The sequence below is a fragment of the Lactiplantibacillus dongliensis genome (assembly GCF_005405105.1).
GTDB lineage: Bacteria > Bacillota > Bacilli > Lactobacillales > Lactobacillaceae > Lactiplantibacillus > Lactiplantibacillus dongliensis.
In genome coordinates this window covers 142141-161347 of record NZ_BJDK01000004.1, presented here as the reverse complement: position 1 = coordinate 161347, position 19207 = coordinate 142141, and the positions used below count along the sequence as shown (strand labels likewise).

The window sequence follows — 19207 nt, the reverse complement described above, 5'->3', positions numbered from 1 at the left end:
TTTGGTATAGTCATGATGTACCCCAATCCGTTTTTGATGGAGTATACCAGAAATCAATGTTTAGGAACAGACCCTAGTAAAATCTGCGTTTTATGCGAAATACTGGTCAAAAAATCATCAAGGTGCTAAAATAAATAAAATTGTTAAAAGCAGTCCAATTAAATATCAATTTTTCGGTGCCTAGCAGTAGGTACGGAAAGTTGTCAGGACGGCGAAACTAAGCGATTCGGCTCATTTGTTAAAATGGCCGTCGCAGTTTCGTCGCTTTTTTGCTACATTTCTATTATAAATTCTTCAATAATTTTTCATAGTTAGTTAATAGAATTAACTGGGAACACGTTATTGTAACTATTTTTAAGGAGATGGATGTAGTGAAACAACAACACCGCCGTGCCGCAGTCATGACTACTGTGGCCGTGCTAGCTTTGGTGGTTGCGGGCTGTTCGCCGAAGTCATCAACGAGTTCGACTGCCAGCAGCACCAGTCATCAGTCTAGTAGCAGCGTTCCGTTGTCAACTAGTCAAATTAAGAAGAACTTGGATAGTCGGTTGATCAGTACCCGTGAAGATCGGCAGGCGAGCCTAACGAAGACGTATCGAGCAGCTGCTAAAAGCAGTCAGTATACGGTAAGCAACCCATATATCAAGATCAATCCGTACAAAACGTCACCTTTGTCTGCACTGGTGACGTTTAAGACCAAGACGGCGGCTAAAGTTACTTATACCGTCATGGGCAAGACGAGTGGGACGTCACTAACGAACACCGTGCATGGTGGGTATACCACCACGCACCAAGTACCCGTGGTCGGCTTGTACGCCAATTACAATAACAAGGTTAACCTTAAAGTCACCACGAAAAATGGTCAGACAACGACCCAGCAGGTGACCTTACAAACCGGTGCCTTACCGAAATATGTGAGGAATGCGACCGTAACGGTTAAGAATGTTGATAAGTCTAAAATGTCGATTGGTGACAACAAGTTAACCTTACTCAATCGGACGACTAAAGAACCCATGGCCGTCGATGCTGACGGCGCTGTACGTTGGTATTCAACCAACTATTCGCAGCATATCTTTGAACAGTGGTCGAACGGGCATATTATGACGTTGACGAAGAAAAATAACAGTTCGCAAGTCTATAATGATTTAACTGAAATTGATTTGTTGGGCCGTGTTTATCATGAATATAGCTTCTCCAGCAAGACCGGGTCATCAGACTCTTCCACTGGCTCGGCAGCCGTGGCGAACAAGAAGAACACGGTCAGTTATTCAACCTTGATTCATCATGACATTATTGAACTACCTAACCACAATTTGTTAGCGACGGTTTCGGATGGGTCGAAGTACAAAGAAGATACGATGGTGGAGATTTCACACCAGACTGGGAAAATCGTTAAAGTGATCGATTTGAAGAAGCTGTTGCCGAAGTCAATGTGGCACAACTACAAGAAGGGCGCTGATGGGAAGATTGATTGGTTCCATCAAAATGCCATCGATTACGATAAGAATGATGATAGTATCCTGATTTCGGGTCGGAACCAAGACATGATCATGAAGTTGGATTATAAGACGAACAAGATTAAGTGGATTTACAGTGGTAAAAAGCAGGCAACGTGGCCTAAAGCTTATCGAGATCTGATCTTGACGCCAACCAAGGGGACCACGATTACGGGTGGTCAGCATGCGTTGTACTTGTTGAAAGATGAACACAACAATCCAGCTAGTGAAGATGTGCTCTTGTACGACAATAATACCAACGTGACTAATGGGGACAAGACAACCTCTGGTAAGTATTCACAAGCGGTTCAATATCATATCGATACAAAGAAAATGACGATTGATCAGACTTGGGCTTGGGGTAAGTCGCTAGGCAAAGCTAACTTTACGGATGTCATTGGTTATGCCGAACGCCAGTCCAATGGGAATACCTTAGTTGATTTTGGTTTTAAAGATACCGGCAAACAAAGTAATGTGATTGAAGTATCGAAGCAAGGTCAGCAAGTTTGGAATATGACGATTAAAAACGCCGCTTCCAAAGCTTATGTCTACCGCGCATATCGAATGCCGTTCTACGATTCAGCTTACGTTTTTGACGCGACAAAATAAGAAATGAGTGCCAGCTTGAAGTTTAATTTCAAGCTGGTTTTTTGTTAGCGGTGAAATTGGCCGCACGATGACTAATATAAATTTTTGTATTTAAAATAAACCTGAAAATGACGGGCATTTTTGTTAACCTGCTGTAATCAGCTTAGAATAACGGCCGCTAAATCGTTTACTCATTTAGCTGTTGATAAATAAAATTGTAATTGGATTTAAAGCCGGTGTGACGCGGATTTAATGAGGTGCATTAGGTTGATAATCCGGGGTGGTTCTTTTATGATAAGGCCGATTAGATAGATAGGGGTTGAGTGAGATGGTGACAAAACGGCTAGCTTTTAAACAACGACAACGGGCCCAATTACAGGCGCAACTTATTTTAGCAGCGGCTAATCCGGCCATTCAAGCTGACGGCCGGCTCAGCCGGTTAGTCCGCCGAGCGCGGTTACAATTGCATCAAACCGACGATGTCGATGTTGTGGCTTATCAGATTGCGGTTGATCTGGGCTATTATTTGTTTTGTCATCAATATGACTTACCGCGCGCTGGCTATGATTTATTGGCCGTGGTCCAATCGATTCACGCCCATCGGTTACAGTCAGGGTCGTTGGTGGGGCTGCCGGTTTCTGAATCTTAGCAATGAAAGTTTGAGCTAGTTACAGTCACAACCTAATTGATGCAAGTTTCAATTATCCAGAAGCAAACAGGGATTCAGAATGTTTAATTGCTGAGTCCCTGTTTTGGTTAGTGGTGACAGGCTGTTTAGGCATAAACTGGAAATACTGCCAAGGTAACTAATGACACTTAGTATTAGTTGGGTGGTGTTTGTCACTCTGCTCCGCTTGCCAGTTGGCTGCTAAAATGGTGGCCCAACTACGGTGGTAACTTAATCCAACTAGCACTAAGCTTTACTTTGACCAACCATCGAAAGCTGTTAGTTGTTTAATAAAATGTGTTGCCGTTGTGGTTGGCGTTAAGGTGGCAGTCCCGTAGGCTAAGGTAGCGTTATAGGCTAATGGGATAGCAGTAAATAGATTCTTGCTAGAGCAATTGATAAAGTTGGGCATGACGGTAATCCCCAGGCCCGCTTCTACCATCGTGTTTGCCACCGCCACATTATCAACATAGGTTGTTTCTAGCGTTGTACAGGTCGTTTTGATGGTGGTTTGTAGTTTTAACTGCTGTGGTGGGCACCAATCATCATTTAATAAAATCAAGTTTTGCTGTTCAAAGTCTTTGAGGGTTAAGCGAGACTGATGACTTAGTGGATTCGTCTTTGGGACTAAAGCGCAAAAATAGCCGGTGACTAATGGCGTGAAATTAAATGCTCGTTCAGCTTGAATATCGTCAGCGGTTGTAAAGATAAGGTCACATTCTTGATTAAGTAGATGCTGTTTCAGTTGGTTGTGACTAAAATATTCAAGATAGATTTTGACATCTGGATAGTTTAACCGAAATTCTCGGATGATGAGTGGTAATAAATGGGCTTCAAAAGTTGTCCCGGTTGTTCCAATTGTCAGGGCACTACGTTCACGTTGTGAAATCTCACGGCTGTCGATAACTGCTTTATCAAAGTTAGCAAGTATAATCGTCATTCGCTTGCTGAAGGCTTCACCGCCCTTAGTTAAGTTCACTTGGCGTTTAGTACGTTTAAATAGATCAAAGCCGAGTTCATTTTCAACGGATTTAATAGCTTGTGAAACAGCGGATTGAGAAATGTTCATCGTTTTAGCAGTTTGTGAGAAGTTCAGCGTTTGAGTTAGGTTAATGAAAATCTTTAAATGATCAATATTCATAAAATTCACCTCAATTATTAATAAGGATTGCTTATTAATAATAACATTTTTGCGTTTCACCGGTTGTGAATATCGTGATAACATGAACAATGTAAGCGATAACAGTAATACTGCTAGTCAGCAGCAACTGCTATTGAGGCCTTGAAAGTCAATTTGAGGTATTTGCGATGTTAATTGTATGTTCACAAGATGGAGGCAATTAAAATGAAAAATCAGTGGAATGTTGACCATAATAAATTCACTCAAGCAGATATAAAAAAGGTGATTGATACCGATGTTTTAGTGGTCGGTGCAGGCAATGCCGGGATGATGGCGGCTGCTGCGGCCGCTGAAAAGCACGCTAAAGTGATGATTGTTGAAAAAGAAGCCAGCATTAATTTATTAAGGTTAGGATTAGGCGGCGTCGGGACCAATGCTCAAAAGCGGGCGGGCCTAACGATTAATAAACATGATTTAGTCGAATATTTGGCAGCTTTTGCGCAACATAATGTTGATGAAGGCTTAATTTATCATTGGGCTAATCATAGTGCTGAGGCTGTTAACTGGGTTGAGGACAATATTTTAAAGCCACACGGTGCCCATCTGCGTTCGGAACCAGATGCGATGGTGACAAGTAGCGCTTATGAAGGCTTTCCAACTGAAAATGATCCCACCATTGATGATCAGACATTTGCTTCCTATGGTGATTGGTTCCAAGAAAAAATCGCTGAATTAGGTGTTGATTTGCAATTCAATACGGCATTAGTTGACTTAGTAAAGACTGATGATATGGTAACTGGGGCTGTTGTTAAAAATGTGCAAACTGGCGAGTATTTACAAATTAATGCACCTAAAGGCGTTATTCTCTGTACAGGTGGTTATTCAGCAAATAAAGACTTGTTAAAACAATGGAATCCATTAGCTTTAAAGAAGAACGTTTATAATGATAGTCCCCGCAATAACGGGGCCGGGATTACCTCAGCTTTGAATGTCGGTGCGATTAAAGACGAAGAACCAGCGGAATGTATTTTTGATCGTGGCTTGGTGCCGGTCGGGACTAAAACTGATGAGATGTATGTCCAAACAGCGACTTATCAAGACTGGTTGTGGCTTGGCAGTCATCCACTATTAAAAGTCAATTTACGTGGTGAACGGTTCGCCAATGAATCGGTGCCATATCAGTTTATTGTGAATGCGGCCAGCAAACAGCCGGGCTATCAATACGCGATGATTTGGGATGATAATTATGGTGAATATGCTAAGCAATTCCATACACTTGGTTGTGCTCGAGTTGGTTTCCCAGGTTATATGGCCAGTGCTGAAAAGCTAGAAGCCGATACACAGCAATACGTGGATAAAGGGTTAGTTGTTAAGGCAGATACGATTGAAGAACTTGCTGAAAAGTTACACTTACCAGTTGATGCTTTGAAGAAAACAGTTGCCCGTAACAACGAGTTAGTTAAGGCTAATATTGATAAAGATTTCGGTAAAGAAGCTTATCGGTTAACACCAGTCGACAAGAAACCGTACTATGGTTGTATTTTGGGTGGCCGTATCTTATGTACTTCAGATGGCTTACGTGTCAATAAAAAGATGGAAGTTATGAATGCGGCCTATGACCCAATTAAACATTTATATGCTGCTGGTAATGATAGCGGTGGCTTCTTCTTTGGTAGTTATCCAGATCGGGTCCCGGGATTGGCTGCTAGTCATGCGCAGACTTTTGGACGGTTAGCCGGTCAACAAGCTGCTGAAAATTAAATAGCTAACAATTAAGTTATGATTCGTTAAATTGATGACAAATCATAACTTTTTTTGTACACAATTTTAGTAGTCGAAAGGACCCGTTAAATGGTAACATATTAGTCAACGGGGATTGACGATGAATTTGGGGTGTTATGATAGTTAACAAAAAGGGAAAGTGGTGCACACTATGGGGAAGAATTATCAGTTACGTAAGTTAGTTTTTGCAGGCCTATTTGCAGCAATTATTTTTGTAGGAATCAGCGCGTTGCGGATTCCGTTGCCAGCGGTAGTTGGACGGCCGTTTATTCATTTTGGCAATACGTTGACGATCTTAGCCGTCATGTACTTAGGCTTCGGTTACGGTGCCGCAGCTGGGGCGATTGGCTTGGGACTGTTCGATATTTTAAACGGCTATGCTGCGACAGCGTGGTTAACGGTGATTGAAGCTATTATTTTAGCTGCCGTCGTCAGTGCGGTCTTTCGGATGTTGGATTATGATGAAGACCATTTAACGAAGTTGTTCATCGTGTCAATGGCGGCTGGTATCATCAAGCTGATCACGTCTTGGGGGACTGGGATTATCGAAGCTTTGATGGTAGGAACGACGTTAAAAGTGGCGGTTATTGGGGCTTTTACTAGTTTATTAGCCGCGTTAATCAATGCAGTGGCCAGCTTCTTAATTGTGCCAATTGTATACATGTTGCTAGTGAAGTTAGGTTTTAGTCGCCAACGTTTTAATCCGTAAGTTTAATTTTTAATTGAAAATCAAGGACTGTTAACGGCGTTAGTCTTAGTGGCTAGCGCTTTTTTGGTATAAAAAAAACGACCACCTCTGGTAAGTGGTCGTTGTGGTAACTGATGGAGATGGCGAGAGTCGAACTCGCGTCCAAGCATATTGCCCTTCGGATATCTACGTTCATATTCATACTATTTGAAGTTCGCCATTACAAACGCCGTATGTCAGGGCACCCAGCAATGACTAACCTGATTAGTCTCTTCTCGTTGCTCCAGGTGGAAGCATTGAGCGTAAGTCCACTAAATTTAGGACCCAGATCTAAGACATGGACGATCTTAGGAGGATCTACGTTAAGCGCTTTTTAGGCAGCTAAAGCGTAAGAATTGTTATTATTTTTTGCAGTTATAAATAAACTGAGCGGTTTTACGTGGCGCAACCACGAAGCGCAATCCGAACTCAAACTATACCTGTCGAATCCAGAACATCCCCAAATTCGATACAAACATAGTTTAGCATAGCGTTACCATTCTGCCAACTAATATGTTTATGGGCCTGGCTTTTAGTCAGTCCGTCGGCGATGCAGTAACCTCATCATCTTGCGAACATTTAGTGATAATGCCATGACAGCTAGAATAATCAAGCTACCGCCGAATAAATCAAACCCGGTTAGTTGTACGTTTAAAAAAGTAATTGAAAAGATAGTCGCGGCCAACGGTTCAAAGGCGTCGAGCAAGCTGGCAGTAGTGGGTAAGATGTAGCTCAAACTATTGGCAAACATTAAGAATGGAAAGACGGTTCCCAAAATAATAATTACCAGTAACAGGCTAATTTCCATGCCAGTCAACTGCACGTGAACTTGCCAGAGCGGTTTGAAAATGGTTAAACAGACACCGGCCACCAAGAGCCCCCAGCCCGTTATTGTCATTGAGCCGTACTTTTGCAATAACGGGCGTGGAATCAAAGTATTTGTGGCCACGCCGATAGCTGATAGGCCGCCCCAAAAGAGGACGACCGGTGAAATGGCTAAGCTGGTCAGATGGCCATGTGTCACGATAAGTAAGGTGCCAATAAAGGCCATGATCATGCCAATGGCTTCGGAACGCTGTGGCGTGACGTGCTTAAATAAGAAGAAATAAATGCTAATAATAAAAGGTCCGAGAAATTGAATAATGGTTGCAATCGGGGCGTTACCATATTTAACGGCCTCAAAGTAGCAGAGCTGGACCGGCACGAGCCCCAGTAGCCCGTAACTGACTAATCGCAGGCTATCTTGGCGGTTACGCCAAATCTTAGTCGGCTTGACCCCCATCACTTGGCCCATGACTAGGAGGATTATCCCGGCGCTGATCATCCGGACTTGGGTTAACCAGAGTGCCGTGATTTGGCTATTCAATTGGAAGATGGTACTAGCGGCGACCCCGGAAATACCCCACAAAATACAGGCGATACTCGCAAGCAAAACGCCCTTTAAATGATGTTGACGCGTCATTTTTGCCACGTCCCATTGGTAATGAAGTTCATCTTTATACCCAACCCCTTATGTCGAACGAAATTAATGCAGCGAGGCTTATTATAGCAAAAGCCGACCATTGACCGCGGTGATTTCAGTGATTATTCATGGGATTATAATTGTAAGCGGTTTAGATAACTGATCCCCCTAGCAAGTAAAATGCCATTTGAAAACAGTGTACTTTCACCTAACCAACATGCTATGATTAGCAAAACAAGCTTCTTATTAAATTTTAATCTGGAGGGTTCCTGATGAAAGCAATTATTACGGTGGTTGGTCAAGATCAAGTCGGGATTGTTGCGACGGTTGCGACTAAGCTGGCGACATTAAAAATCAATATTGTTGATATTTCCCAAACGTTGATGGCGCATAACTTTACGATGATGTTATCCGGCGAGTGGGACGCAACGCAATTGAGCTTTGCAGCGGCTAAAACAGCGCTGGATCAGCTCGGACAACAGACGGGGTTAACGATTCATATTCAGCGTCAGGAACTTTTTGACGCGATTCAGAAGTTGTAGGTGACGCCATGGAAGCCAAAGCAATCTTAGAAACAATTCAAATGGTAGCTGAAGAGAATCTGGATATTCGGACGATTACGATGGGAATCTCGTTATTCGACTGTATCGACAGCGATGGGGTTAAAGCGCGGCAAAAAATCTACGATAAAATTACGACTAGTGCCAAAGATTTAGTGACCGTTGCTAATCAGATTCAGACTGAGTACGGCGTGCCGATTATTAACAAACGCATCGCTGTCACCCCGATTGCATTAATTGCGGCTGCTAGTGGCGATCAGGACTACGTGGCTTATGCCCAGACGATGGAGCGAGCGGCAGAAAATCTCGGCGTGGATTTAATTGGTGGCTTTTCGGCACTAGTGCAAAAGGGTTACCAGAGTGGTGATCGGAAGTTAATTGCGTCGATCCCGCAAGCCCTAGCAGAAACGAAACGTGTCTGTAGCTCGGTTAATATTGGCTCGACACGGGCGGGGATTAACTTAGACGCGGTCGGTGAAATGGGCCGTATTATTAAGCAGATTGCGGCAACTGATCCCGTGAATTGCATGAGCTTGGTCGTCTTTGCGAATGCCGTGGATGATAATCCGTTTATGGCTGGCGCCTTTCATGGGGTCGGTGAAGCCGATCGGGTGATCAATGTTGGAATTAGTGGTCCGGGAGTTGTCAAGCGGGCGTTGGAACAAGTCCGCGGCCAATCGATTGATATTGTTTCGGAACAGATTAAAAAGACCGCTTTTAAAGTGACGCGGATGGGTCAGCTAGTTGGCTCGATTGCTGCGGAACGACTAGGCGTGCCATTTGGGATTGTTGACTTATCTTTGGCGCCAACTCCCAATGAAGGCGATTCGGTAGCTGAGATTTTAGAAGAGATTGGGTTAGAGAGCGTTGGGGCCCCAGGAACAACTGCCGCATTAGCTTTACTCAATGATGCTGTTAAAAAGGGTGGCGTGATGGCTTGTGAGCATGTTGGCGGGCTGTCGGGCGCCTTTATTCCGGTTTCTGAAGACGCTGAAATGATTCGTGCGGTTGAAGCGGGCCGGCTGGGAGTTGAAAAGCTCGAAGCAATGACGGCAGTTTGCTCCGTGGGGTTAGATATGATCGCCGTCCCTGGTGATACGACCGCGGCGTCGATCAGCGGTATGATTGCCGATGAAGCCGCGATTGGGATGATCAATAATAAGACAACGGCGGTTCGGGTGATTCCGGCAACCGGTAAACAAGTTGGTGACAGTGTTAAATTCGGCGGCTTGTTCGGTCGCGCTCCAGTGATGGCGATTAATCCGAGTCAGCCCCAAGCATTTATCCAGCGAGGTGGTCATATTCCAGCGCCGATTCATTCGTTTAAGAATTAAGGTTAGCGTCACATGATTCGGTAATCTAAAAGAGTCGCCCGACCAATTAGTCGAGCGGCTTTTATTAGTCAATTCGGAGTTCTAAGAATTGATTTGCAAAATAGAGCGCCTGTTCGGCATTCACACGGCAACCCCGAATATCAAACGGTTGCACCCGGATTGCCTTGAATTGGCAAGTTGAGAGATCTAGCCGATGCAAATTGGTATTGGTCAGATCGGCGTTATTGAGGTCGGATTGTGTGAATTTGACTTGCTTTAACGTTGTTTCCATACAATTGATTTCAGTTAAGCGACTGGCTTGAAAGGTGACCTTGGTTAGTTTGGCTTCATTGAGGTTTGCCAAGTTCAGATTGCACTGATCGAATTGAACTTCTTTAATGAAGGCTTTATCAAAAGTTGTGCCTACGAGCTTACAGTTAATCAGTTGGACGCGATAAAACCCCGCTTTTTCGAACTGACAGTTAGAGAGGTCACAATTCTTAAAGATGACATCATTGACCTCGGCACGAAAAAAGTTATTGTCCGTTAGTGTCATATTTTCAAAGACACATTGTTCAAAAATTGGGTGTTCTAATGTTTGTTTAGTTACGGTTTCGTCGCTGAGCTGTCCGTGTAAGAGTAGTTGATCGTCATCAGTGTAGATCGTTTGAAAAGCTAGTGGTGATAACTGATTCTGGTCGATTTTGGGTGTTTGCATGAAAGTCCCCCTTGTCTATCTAAGTATATCAAGACACGTTGCGTTGGTGCTAGTTAAAATTGCTACCCCAACCGGAGTGGTAATTTAATCCAATTAGTACTAAGCATATCAAGATTAACATAATGATTTAAAAGTAGGATTATCAACGCATTGTCGCCATACTTTTTTCACAAATCAGCCACGGCATGTTACCAAATTGTTGATATACTAGGACTGATAATTAGCCTGAAGTGGGGTATGATTATAACTAGATTAACCGGCGATTTGTGAATTAGCGAACCGTCCAGACAGATTTATCAGAGTAAACGATAAACTTGGAGGAAATTGATAAATGAAATTATTAATGATTGAAGATAATAAATCCGTCTCAGAGATGATGGCGATGTTCTTTAAGAAAGAAAAGTGGGACGCCCATTTCGCCTATGACGGTAATGAAGCGGTCACGATGTTCAATGAAGATGTTGATGGTTGGGATATGGTTACGCTAGACTTGAACTTGCCAGGTAAAGATGGCATGCAAGTTAGTGCAGATATTCGCAAAGCATCACCAACTGTACCAATTATCATGTTAACGGCGCGCGACTCTGAAAGTGATCAAGTGTTGGGCTTGGAGATGGGGGCCGATGATTATGTGACGAAGCCGTTCTCACCGATTACCTTGATTGCTCGGATCAAGGCGTTACATCGGCGGGCAGACTTAAGCAAGGTAGCCCCAGCTAAGCCGGCCACCGATGCAGTCAGCGATTTTGATGTGCAGACGGATCATTTTAAGTTGAACACCAAGACTCGTGAAGCTTATCTGGGCGGCAAACAAATTGAAGATTTAACGCCAAAGGAATTTGATTTATTGAAGACGTTGGCGCAAAAGCCCCGCCAAGTCTTCTCCCGTGAACAGCTATTACAACTGGTCTGGGATTATGAATACTATGGTGATGAACGGACCGTTGATGCGCATATTAAGAAGTTACGGCAAAAAATTGAAAAAGCCGGTCCACAAATTATCCAAACCGTTTGGGGGGTCGGCTACAAGTTCGATGATAGTGGAGTGAATGCTCAATGAAACTGATCTATCAGCAGATGCTATCGTTTTTTGCGGTCATTATTACGGTGATTGTGGTATTGGGTTTTGCCTTTATCCGCACGACCAAGACGATGATCTATCAAAATTCGTGGCAACAGTTACAACAGTATGCGACGAGTATTGAAAAAGAAGCGATTCGCTATAATACCCGGACACACAAAGTCGTGGGGTTTAATCAGCAGTTCTTAAATGATGGCACGGCGATTTTGCGGGATCAGCATATTCATTTTTCAGTCTATGATGCTAACAAGAAAGTCGTTTATCCGAATAGCTTGGGCTTGAGTAATATGCCAACCGGCTCGTTTTATGCACCAAGTATCTCCGCGGGTGATTGGAAAAAGCTAAAGCAAAATAAGACCATTACTAAGTCGCCGCACGTCACGTTTAAGTCGCGTAATCATGATCGACCGGTTAACAAGCCGTCATTGCGGACGATTGATGTGTTAGTCCCGTTGTTTTATAAGAGCGGCCAGACGCAGAAGTTTGTCGGGGCGATTTCGATTGGGTCGTTTGAACAGACTTTGCAAGCTAACGAGCAACAGATTGAGAATAATCTCTTTATTGCCTTGCTTGTTTCGGGGATTGCGGCACTCTTATTAAGCTTTATTCTAGCGCGCTACTCAGTTCGACGTATCAATCGGCTGCGGTACGCCACGCATTCAGTTGCAAGTGGGGACTTTGATATTCAAGTTGAGAGTCATCATAAAGATGAAATTGATGATTTAGCCGATGACTTCAACGGCATGGTCAGTTCATTGCGGGCTTCGGATGATGAGATCAAGCGGCAAGAAAAACGACGGCGTGAATTCATGGCCGATGCTGCGCACGAAATGCGGACACCACTCACAACAATCAATGGAATTTTGGAAGGCTTGGCTTATGATGCCATTCCGGAAGAAGATAAGGCCCATTCGATTGAACTGATGCAAAATGAAACGAAGCGCTTGATTCGACTGGTCAATGAGAATCTGGACTATGAAAAAATTCGGACGGGTCAAATTGGGCTGAACAAGACCAATTTTGACGGTGCGGAAGTACTGCATAACTTAGTTGAACAACTCACAAAGAAAGCGGCTGCCGCTGGTGATCACTTTGAGTTGACGACGCCGGATGATTTACCGGTGTGGGCCGACTACGATCGCTTTGTACAAGTCTTATTCAATATTATGCAAAATGCGATTCAATTCTCACAAAAAGGGTCAATCGAAGTCACAGCTAGTCGTAGTGAACATGCGGCAGTTATTACGGTGCAAGATCACGGGATTGGCATGACGCCAGATCAAGTCAAGAATATCTGGGAACGTTACTATAAGGCTGATCCATCCCGGAAGAACACGAAGTATGGCGAATCAGGGTTAGGCTTGGCGATTTCCCATCAATTGGTCCAGCAACATGGGGGCTCGATTGAAGTTGAGAGTGAACCGAACCAAGGCACGCGCTTTACGGTCACTTTCCCGGATAAGGACTTTGATAAACCAATTATTGAAGATTAGGTTTGAACTGGAAGACTGTCCCTGATTAATCTAGCTAAATTGGGTTAAGTTTAGGTAGACCGTTTAGTTAATGAAAGCTTATTTTTCCTGTGGACGCTTTTCAATCCAATGGTCCTATTTAATGAAGAGAGTTGTCGTTAAGGCCACTCTCTTTTTAATTGGTCTAGAATATGGAAGCGGCTTTTTACCGGCAACCGATTAGGCGTTAAAAGGGCGACCAGCTGAGTATTTTGGCAACCAATCGCTCAACTAAATATACGGCTGGAACGGTTCACCAATCGGCAATCGATTAACACTGATGCTGGCCTGACCAGCGTGACCGCTTAACCCAACTCACTGCAGTAGTAACTAACGACTAACGGTCAACCAGCGAGATATGTTACACTTAGAACGGCTGTGAACAGCGATTTACCGCTACTTTAGATAAGAACTGAACGAATAGGAGAAACAAATTTATGCAAAGAGTACAAATTACTGGTAATTCCCAACGAAAAGTTAAAGATGGCTATCCGTTGTTAGTCCAAGATGACTTAAAAGATCCTAGCATGAAGCTAACGGACGGCTCATTTGTGGCCTTAATGGCGAGTTCTCAATTTATGGGCTACGCGTTAATCGCCAAGCATCGGCGACAATTAGGTTGGGTATTGAGTTTAGACGAAACCCAAACGCCAACGACTGATTATTTCCGTAAGTTATTCAAACAAGCGTTAGTCCGGCGTGAAACGACGATGAATCCTAGCATGCCACAACGGGTCTTCAACGCAGCTGGTGACGGTTTAGGTGGGGTCACCATCGATCGTTATGACGATTATTACGTCTTTACTTGGTACGCTGAAGGCGTCTATCAACAACGCGAAATGATCTATGCGGCTTTTGAAACCGCTACTGATCATCAATTTAAGGGCATTTATGCAAAGCTACGGTTTAACGTTGAAGAAGCAAACTTAAAGAGTCAACTTGTGACTGGCACTGAAGCGCCAGAACCATTATTGGTCACTGAAGGCGATGTGACGTATCCGGTACACTTGCAAGATGATTTGACGACTGGGTTGTTACTTGATATGCGGCCAATCCGTCAATGGTTAGCGAGTGCTGAGTTACAAGGGAAGACCGTTTTGAACTTGTTTAGTCAAGAAAACGGGATTACCGCTGCCGCTGCCGTGGCCGGGGCAGCTAAAACGATCTCAATTGAAACCAATAAAAAGGGTGCTGCCGCTACCGCTGATCAATTAGCGATGAACAACATCGATCCGGATAAGCACGAAATTCGGGCAATTGAAGTCACTAACTATTTGGATTATACGGCCAAGCATCATTTGAGTTATGACGTGGTTGTTGTAACGGCGCCAACGTTTGCCCGGGTTAAGAAGCAGAAATTCCAAGTGGCGACTGACTTAACCGATTTATTGGCACAAGCGTTACCAACGGTTCGGCGTGAAGGTCAATTAGTGGTTGCTACGACGGCGAACAACTTCTCCTTGAAGAAATTCCATGAAGCTGTCGACGATGCCTTTATTGGTAGTGATCGGACTTATACGGTGACTGAAACGTTCCGTTTGCCAACGGACTTTGTCACGCGTAAGGCTTATGTTGCTAGCAACTATTTGAAAGTCTTGGTTTTGGCCTTAGACAAATAAAGCTAGTTTTTAGCCATAAAAGTTTAAATTAAAAAAATTTTTACGCTTCATTCAGGGACCGTTTTCATAAATTGAAAACGGTCCCTATCACTAAGAAAACGGATTCATGAAAATACAACTATCTTAATATCGCGCTGGTAACCGCAGTTTAGTGCTGGTAAAACGTTTACTTTCCTGTTAAAATTGTTTTTTGTCATTAGGCAGACAGAGAAAATAGAGAAATGAGGATTATTTTAATGGGAATTCTAATTGCACTGATTCCGGCAATTGCATGGGGCAGTATCGGCTTAATTAGTGGTAAGATGGGCGGGACCGCTCGCCAACAGACCCTAGGGATGACCATGGGTGCGTTATTATTTGGGATCGTCTTATGGTTGTTCGAACAACCAGCTTTAACCGCCGCCGTTTGGATGACCGGGATTGTCTCCGGGTTATTCTGGAGTGTTGGTCAAGGGCAACAATTCACATCGATGAAGGCCGTTGGGATTTCGCGGACCACCCCGATTTCCACTGGGATGCAACTGGTCGCTAACGCATTGGCCGGGGTATTACTCTTTAATGAATGGCACGGCCGGATGTACTGGATCGGTTCAATCGCTGTTATCGTTTTGATTGGCGGGGCCGTCTTGACCTCATTAACTGACCGAACTGATCCGAATCGACGGACCTCTGAAAACTGGGGTGTTGGGATTCGGGCTTTGATCTTATCAACGATCGGTTATGCGGGCTACACGATCGTGGTGCATTATGGCAATGTCAATGCGCAAGCTGTGGTAATGCCGCAAGCCGTTGGGATGTTAATTGGTGCTTTGATCTGGTCATTTAAGGACAAGCCATGGACTGAAAAAGCCACTTATCGTAACTTGGTTACTGGGGTGGTCTGGGGTGTCGGAAACTTGTTCATGTTTATGGCGATGGCTCAAATCGGCCAAGCGATTGCCTATTCCTTATCACAGATGGGAATTGTGATCTCAACCTTTGGGAGTATTTACTTGTTAGGCGAGCATAAGACCAAGCGTGAGATGGTGTACGTAGTTATCGGTTCAATCTTAGTGATTGTCGGTGGGGTCGCTCTATCCTTAATGAAGGCTTAGTAAAACTTTTACTAGTAAATTAGTTAAATTATATTAGAATGGCTTAAAAGTAGTCATGGCGCTGATAGCTAACGGTTATCAACGTCTTTTTTTATATAAATTTGCTTGTTTTTTACATAAATTGCGAAAATTTACGAAAAAGGCGGGGGTAGCGCTTTTCATTCCGTTCGTTCGTATTGTATAATGTGAGTTGTTAAATATGTATAGAAAGAGGTAATAGTAAATGGCACACATTTCATTTGACAGCTCTAATTTAACTAAGTTCGTTCACGACAACGAACTTGGCGAAATGCAAGCTATGGTCACAGCTGCTGACAAGGAGCTGCGTGAAGGTACTGGCGCCGGAAATGATTTCCGCGGCTGGTTAAACTTACCAACAGATTACGACAAGGAAGAATTTGCCCGCATTAAAGCGGCTGCAAAGAAGATTCAATCAGACTCAGATGTCTTGGTGGTAATCGGGATCGGTGGTTCATACCTCGGCGCTCGGGCAGCCATTGAATTCTTACATGAAACATTCTGGTCATCACTTTCACGTGAAGACCGTAAATTCCCACAAGTTGTCTTTGCTGGGAACTCAATCTCATCATCATACGTCAACGATTTGATTCACTTAATCGGCGACCGTGACTTCTCAGTTAACATTATTTCAAAATCTGGGACGACGACTGAACCATCAATCGCTTTCCGGGTCTTCAAAGAAAAGTTAATTGCTAAGTATGGTGAAGAAGCAGCTAAGGGCCGGATCTTCGCAACAACTGACCGCAAACGCGGTGCGTTGAAGCAAGAAGCTGACGCTGAAGGCTACGAATCATTCGTTATTCCTGATGACGTTGGTGGTCGTTTCACTGTCTTAACCCCAGTTGGTTTATTACCAATTGCCGTTTCAGGCGGCGACATCGATTCATTAATGAAGGGTGCAGCAGATGCTCAAGGTCAATACTCAGATGCTGACTTGACTAAGAACGAAGCTTACCAATATGCTGCTTTCCGGAACATCTTATACCGGAAGGGTTATACCACTGAAATTCTTGAAAACTACGAACCAAATATGGCGATGTTCTCAGAATGGTGGAAGCAATTAATGGGCGAATCCGAAGGGAAAGACCAAAAGGGGATCTACCCATCATCAGCTAACTTCACGACTGACTTACATTCATTGGGTCAATATATCCAAGAAGGTCGTCGTAACTTGATGGAAACGGTTGTTAAAGTTGACAACGCCACTAGCGATGTTGACATCCCTAAAGAAACTGAAAACCTTGATGGTTTGAAGTATCTTGAAGGTAAGACAATGGCCCAAGTTAACACCAAAGCCTTTGAAGGGGTTATTATGGCCCACGTTGATGGCGGTGTGCCTAACATGGTCGTTAATATTCCTAGTCAAGATGCCTATACTTTAGGCTACATGATCTACTTCTTCGAAGCTGCAGTTGCTATTTCTGGTTACTTGAACGGGATTAACCCATTCAACCAACCAGGCGTTGAAGCTTACAAGAACAACATGTTTGCTTTACTTGGCAAGCCTGGTTATGAAGACTTAACTAAGGAATTAACTTCCCGTCTTAAATAATAAATTAGCAAATTAATTAAAACGCTCCTAGAGTTGGTGATTAAGCCGATTTTAGGAGCGTTTTTTTGTTTGAACGGTATAATAGAGAATGATATCATTATGACTTGCTAGCTTGTTGAATAGTTAGATTGTCACTCTGGTTGGGCCAATTATAGCTCGCCCGGCGTTAACTAACGAGTGACCATAAATAACGATTGTTTACTTCAAAAGGGTTCATCATGTTCTAGTGATATAGAAATCAATCAGCGCGTGGGTTAGTCATTAGCATTAAAGATTTGGAATATGAAAATTAGTTTTTAAGGGGTGTTGAGTCATTGAAAACATTGAATTTAGTTGAAAGTCTATTGATTGTCGCTGGGCTGATTGTGTTTGCAATCGGGAGTAAAGTGACTAGTATTGATCAGGCTTGGCCGTGGTTGAAGTTTGTGGGGCTGATCTTAGTCTTTATCGTTGGATTAAGTGATGCCATTTATCGATTGGTGACACGTAAGTCATTTCTAAAATAAGGCTAAAATCGCATCCATACAAGCGTCAGTCACTAAAAAAGTTCCAAGCATGATTAGCTAAACAGCTGACGATGCTTGGAACTTCTTTTTTATTTAAAGATTGAGTGCCAACGAATAGACGATAAAGCCCCCAACTAGCATCACAACAATGGCAATGACGACCCACAAGCTGGTTAACGCGATTCGACTAACTCGCTTTTGAAGGTGTGAATTAGCCGGTGAATGTTCGTGTTGCGCATTATAAAGGGAGGCATTGCCATTTTTGACCCAATCCGCACCATGTTGGCCGTAAAAGGGGTTGATGTGGCGATCACCATGGCGGTAAGCGCGGCCATCGTGATTGGCTAACGGTTTGTAAAGTCGCATCTTAATCCTCTTTCTAGCGGATTTTAGCCCTTTTGAGCTTTGTAAGGAACCGCGTAGTTTTTAGGCGCGTCACTGGCTTTAGCGTACTTCCAATGTCCAGACATTTTCTTTTCTAGCGGCGCATCCTTTTTGATACAAGTGAATCGGGATCCAACGGCATTTTCGATGATAAAGATACGGTTGAATTCATGCCGTGTTTGAACGATGTGGCAGTCTTCATGATCAATCCCAAATACATCTTTGTAAACCAAATACAAGATCTCCTTTGTTTTGACGTTTGAAACGGTTTAATAATTCTGATTCGCTAAGTTAACTTAACGTTGTTAAACAATCTACACTACTATTATAAACCCGGAATGCCAAGCGTAAACCCTAATTTGTTCGGTAACCGTCGATTCAGATAACTGAAGAGCGTGGCAAAAGACTGGTTAGCCGGTCTTTTGCCACGCTCTAGGTAGTGTGAATAATAATTATTTCGTCGTAAATAACGGTAACGGGGCCAAAAAATCAATATCAGACCGTTTGGCGGCAGGACCCTCAGCTAAAATGGCTACTTTGCGGACGACGGTGGCCCCAGCTTTAGCTAGTAGTGTCTGGGCGGTCGCTAGGGAACCACCACTACTAATGACATCATCGACAATGGCGACCCGTTTGCCTTGAATTAAAGCAGCGTCAGTGCCATCGAGGACCAGCTCTTGGTCAGCGCTAGTCGTAATCGATTGCACTGGCGTCGTTAATGGGGTCCGCATATAGTCTTTGATACTTTTACGGAGGACAATAAAGCGTGGGTGGTCAGTCAGCTGGCTGAGCGCCTGGGCTAACGGAATGCCCTTACTTTCCATCGTCACGAGATAATCAAAATCAACGTCGGCAAGTCGTTGATTAAGTTGTTCAGCAGCGTAGGTCGTCAATTCTGCATCGCCTAACAAAACAAATGAGGCAATTGTCGTGGTGTCATTTAACTTAATCAACGGTAATTGCCGGGTCAATGGTCCTAACGTTAAGGTATAAGTGGTCGACATCA

General features: G+C 43.7%; 18 protein-coding genes and 1 other RNA gene. 12 read left to right on the top strand and 7 right to left on the bottom strand.

The window, feature by feature from the left end; genetic code table 11:
- Positions 1–362: 362 nt before the first annotated feature.
- Positions 363–2105 carry an aryl-sulfate sulfotransferase gene (locus tag FFM80_RS02215; protein WP_137639324.1) on the top strand — a complete coding sequence of 581 codons (1743 nt, stop codon included), beginning with the start codon at positions 363–365 and terminating at the stop codon, positions 2103–2105.
- A 307-nt stretch (positions 2106–2412) separates the two neighbouring features.
- Positions 2413–2733 (top strand): hypothetical protein, encoded by a 321-nt coding sequence (locus tag FFM80_RS02210; RefSeq protein ID WP_137639323.1) that lies wholly within the window; start codon positions 2413–2415, stop codon positions 2731–2733.
- A gap of 271 nt (positions 2734–3004) precedes the next feature.
- Here the strand turns inward: FFM80_RS02210 and FFM80_RS02205 are convergent, their stop codons facing one another.
- Positions 3005–3892, bottom strand: a complete 888-nt coding sequence (locus FFM80_RS02205; RefSeq protein WP_171001015.1) for a LysR family transcriptional regulator — start codon at positions 3890–3892, stop codon at positions 3005–3007.
- A 204-nt stretch (positions 3893–4096) separates the two neighbouring features.
- Here FFM80_RS02205 and FFM80_RS02200 point away from each other — a divergent pair, with 204 nt between their 5' ends.
- Both FFM80_RS02200 and FFM80_RS02195 read left to right on the top strand, forming a co-directional pair.
- Positions 4097–5632, top strand: a complete 1536-nt coding sequence (locus tag FFM80_RS02200) for an FAD-dependent oxidoreductase (RefSeq protein ID WP_137639321.1) — start codon at positions 4097–4099, stop codon at positions 5630–5632.
- Between the two features lie 172 nt (positions 5633–5804).
- Positions 5805–6362 carry an ECF transporter S component gene (locus FFM80_RS02195; RefSeq protein WP_137639320.1) on the top strand — a complete coding sequence of 186 codons (558 nt, stop codon included), beginning with the start codon at positions 5805–5807 and terminating at the stop codon, positions 6360–6362.
- Positions 6363–6473: 111 nt separating this feature from the next.
- On the opposite strand, the gene ssrA is transcribed toward FFM80_RS02195, so the two are convergent.
- Both ssrA and FFM80_RS02185 read right to left on the bottom strand, forming a co-directional pair.
- Positions 6474–6842: a transfer-messenger RNA gene (gene ssrA, locus FFM80_RS02190) on the bottom strand.
- A gap of 70 nt (positions 6843–6912) precedes the next feature.
- Complete coding sequence (locus tag FFM80_RS02185; RefSeq protein ID WP_137639319.1) at positions 6913–7842, bottom strand: DMT family transporter; 930 nt, start codon at positions 7840–7842, stop codon at positions 6913–6915.
- Positions 7843–8114: 272 nt separating this feature from the next.
- Here FFM80_RS02185 and FFM80_RS02180 point away from each other — a divergent pair, with 272 nt between their 5' ends.
- Both FFM80_RS02180 and FFM80_RS02175 read left to right on the top strand, forming a co-directional pair.
- A complete protein-coding gene (locus FFM80_RS02180) occupies positions 8115–8384 on the top strand; it encodes an ACT domain-containing protein (RefSeq protein ID WP_137639318.1) in 270 nt (89 codons plus the stop codon).
- A gap of 8 nt (positions 8385–8392) precedes the next feature.
- Positions 8393–9736 carry a PFL family protein gene (locus tag FFM80_RS02175; protein WP_137639317.1) on the top strand — a complete coding sequence of 448 codons (1344 nt, stop codon included), beginning with the start codon at positions 8393–8395 and terminating at the stop codon, positions 9734–9736.
- 64 nt (positions 9737–9800) lie between these two features.
- Here the strand turns inward: FFM80_RS02175 and FFM80_RS02170 are convergent, their stop codons facing one another.
- On the bottom strand, positions 9801–10433 hold the full coding sequence (locus FFM80_RS02170; RefSeq protein WP_137639316.1) for a pentapeptide repeat-containing protein: 633 nt from the start codon (positions 10431–10433) through the stop codon (positions 9801–9803).
- Positions 10434–10764: 331 nt separating this feature from the next.
- Here FFM80_RS02170 and FFM80_RS02165 point away from each other — a divergent pair, with 331 nt between their 5' ends.
- The 6 genes from FFM80_RS02165 to FFM80_RS02140 all read left to right on the top strand — a co-directional run bounded on the left by FFM80_RS02165 (position 10765) and on the right by FFM80_RS02140 (position 17817).
- Positions 10765–11493 carry a response regulator transcription factor gene (locus FFM80_RS02165; protein ID WP_137639315.1) on the top strand — a complete coding sequence of 243 codons (729 nt, stop codon included), beginning with the start codon at positions 10765–10767 and terminating at the stop codon, positions 11491–11493.
- On the top strand, positions 11490–13007 hold the full coding sequence (locus tag FFM80_RS02160; protein WP_137639314.1) for a sensor histidine kinase: 1518 nt from the start codon (positions 11490–11492) through the stop codon (positions 13005–13007). Before FFM80_RS02165 ends, FFM80_RS02160 begins: the two co-directional genes overlap by 4 nt.
- A 455-nt stretch (positions 13008–13462) precedes the next feature.
- Entirely contained in the window at positions 13463–14644 is a 1182-nt protein-coding gene (locus tag FFM80_RS02155; RefSeq protein ID WP_137639313.1) for a class I SAM-dependent methyltransferase, read from the top strand.
- 236 nt (positions 14645–14880) lie between these two features.
- Positions 14881–15738, top strand: a complete 858-nt coding sequence (locus FFM80_RS02150) for a GRP family sugar transporter (protein WP_137639312.1) — start codon at positions 14881–14883, stop codon at positions 15736–15738.
- 223 nt (positions 15739–15961) lie between these two features.
- Complete coding sequence (locus FFM80_RS02145) at positions 15962–17311, top strand: glucose-6-phosphate isomerase (RefSeq protein WP_137639311.1); 1350 nt, start codon at positions 15962–15964, stop codon at positions 17309–17311.
- A 314-nt stretch (positions 17312–17625) separates the two neighbouring features.
- A complete protein-coding gene (locus FFM80_RS02140; protein ID WP_137639310.1) occupies positions 17626–17817 on the top strand; it encodes a hypothetical protein in 192 nt (63 codons plus the stop codon).
- A 93-nt stretch (positions 17818–17910) separates the two neighbouring features.
- On the opposite strand, the gene FFM80_RS02135 is transcribed toward FFM80_RS02140, so the two are convergent.
- The 3 genes from FFM80_RS02135 to FFM80_RS02125 form a co-directional block, all read right to left on the bottom strand.
- A complete protein-coding gene (locus tag FFM80_RS02135) occupies positions 17911–18183 on the bottom strand; it encodes a hypothetical protein (protein WP_137639309.1) in 273 nt (90 codons plus the stop codon).
- Positions 18184–18206: 23 nt separating this feature from the next.
- A complete protein-coding gene (locus FFM80_RS02130) occupies positions 18207–18440 on the bottom strand; it encodes a hypothetical protein (RefSeq protein ID WP_137635621.1) in 234 nt (77 codons plus the stop codon).
- A gap of 213 nt (positions 18441–18653) precedes the next feature.
- A complete protein-coding gene (locus FFM80_RS02125; RefSeq protein ID WP_137639308.1) occupies positions 18654–19205 on the bottom strand; it encodes a phosphoribosyltransferase family protein in 552 nt (183 codons plus the stop codon).
- Positions 19206–19207: the final 2 nt, after the last annotated feature.

Excerpts from the sequence above, each read along its gene's own strand:
- FFM80_RS02215 (WP_137639324.1), top strand. The coding sequence starts at position 363 with ATGGATGTAGTGAAACAACAACACCGCCGTGCCGCAGTCATGACTACT.
- FFM80_RS02210 (WP_137639323.1), top strand. The coding sequence starts at position 2,413 with ATGGTGACAAAACGGCTAGCTTTTAAACAACGACAACGGGCCCAATTA.
- FFM80_RS02205 (WP_171001015.1), bottom strand. The coding sequence starts at position 3,892 with ATGAATATTGATCATTTAAAGATTTTCATTAACCTAACTCAAACGCTG.
- FFM80_RS02200 (WP_137639321.1), top strand. The coding sequence starts at position 4,097 with ATGAAAAATCAGTGGAATGTTGACCATAATAAATTCACTCAAGCAGAT.
- FFM80_RS02195 (WP_137639320.1), top strand. The coding sequence starts at position 5,805 with ATGGGGAAGAATTATCAGTTACGTAAGTTAGTTTTTGCAGGCCTATTT.
- FFM80_RS02185 (WP_137639319.1), bottom strand. The coding sequence starts at position 7,842 with ATGACGCGTCAACATCATTTAAAGGGCGTTTTGCTTGCGAGTATCGCC.
- FFM80_RS02180 (WP_137639318.1), top strand. The coding sequence starts at position 8,115 with ATGAAAGCAATTATTACGGTGGTTGGTCAAGATCAAGTCGGGATTGTT.
- FFM80_RS02175 (WP_137639317.1), top strand. The coding sequence starts at position 8,393 with ATGGAAGCCAAAGCAATCTTAGAAACAATTCAAATGGTAGCTGAAGAG.
- FFM80_RS02170 (WP_137639316.1), bottom strand. The coding sequence starts at position 10,433 with ATGCAAACACCCAAAATCGACCAGAATCAGTTATCACCACTAGCTTTT.
- FFM80_RS02165 (WP_137639315.1), top strand. The coding sequence starts at position 10,765 with ATGAAATTATTAATGATTGAAGATAATAAATCCGTCTCAGAGATGATG.
- FFM80_RS02160 (WP_137639314.1), top strand. The coding sequence starts at position 11,490 with ATGAAACTGATCTATCAGCAGATGCTATCGTTTTTTGCGGTCATTATT.
- FFM80_RS02155 (WP_137639313.1), top strand. The coding sequence starts at position 13,463 with ATGCAAAGAGTACAAATTACTGGTAATTCCCAACGAAAAGTTAAAGAT.
- FFM80_RS02150 (WP_137639312.1), top strand. The coding sequence starts at position 14,881 with ATGGGAATTCTAATTGCACTGATTCCGGCAATTGCATGGGGCAGTATC.
- FFM80_RS02145 (WP_137639311.1), top strand. The coding sequence starts at position 15,962 with ATGGCACACATTTCATTTGACAGCTCTAATTTAACTAAGTTCGTTCAC.
- FFM80_RS02135 (WP_137639309.1), bottom strand. The coding sequence starts at position 18,183 with ATGCGACTTTACAAACCGTTAGCCAATCACGATGGCCGCGCTTACCGC.
- FFM80_RS02125 (WP_137639308.1), bottom strand. The coding sequence starts at position 19,205 with ATGTCGACCACTTATACCTTAACGTTAGGACCATTGACCCGGCAATTA.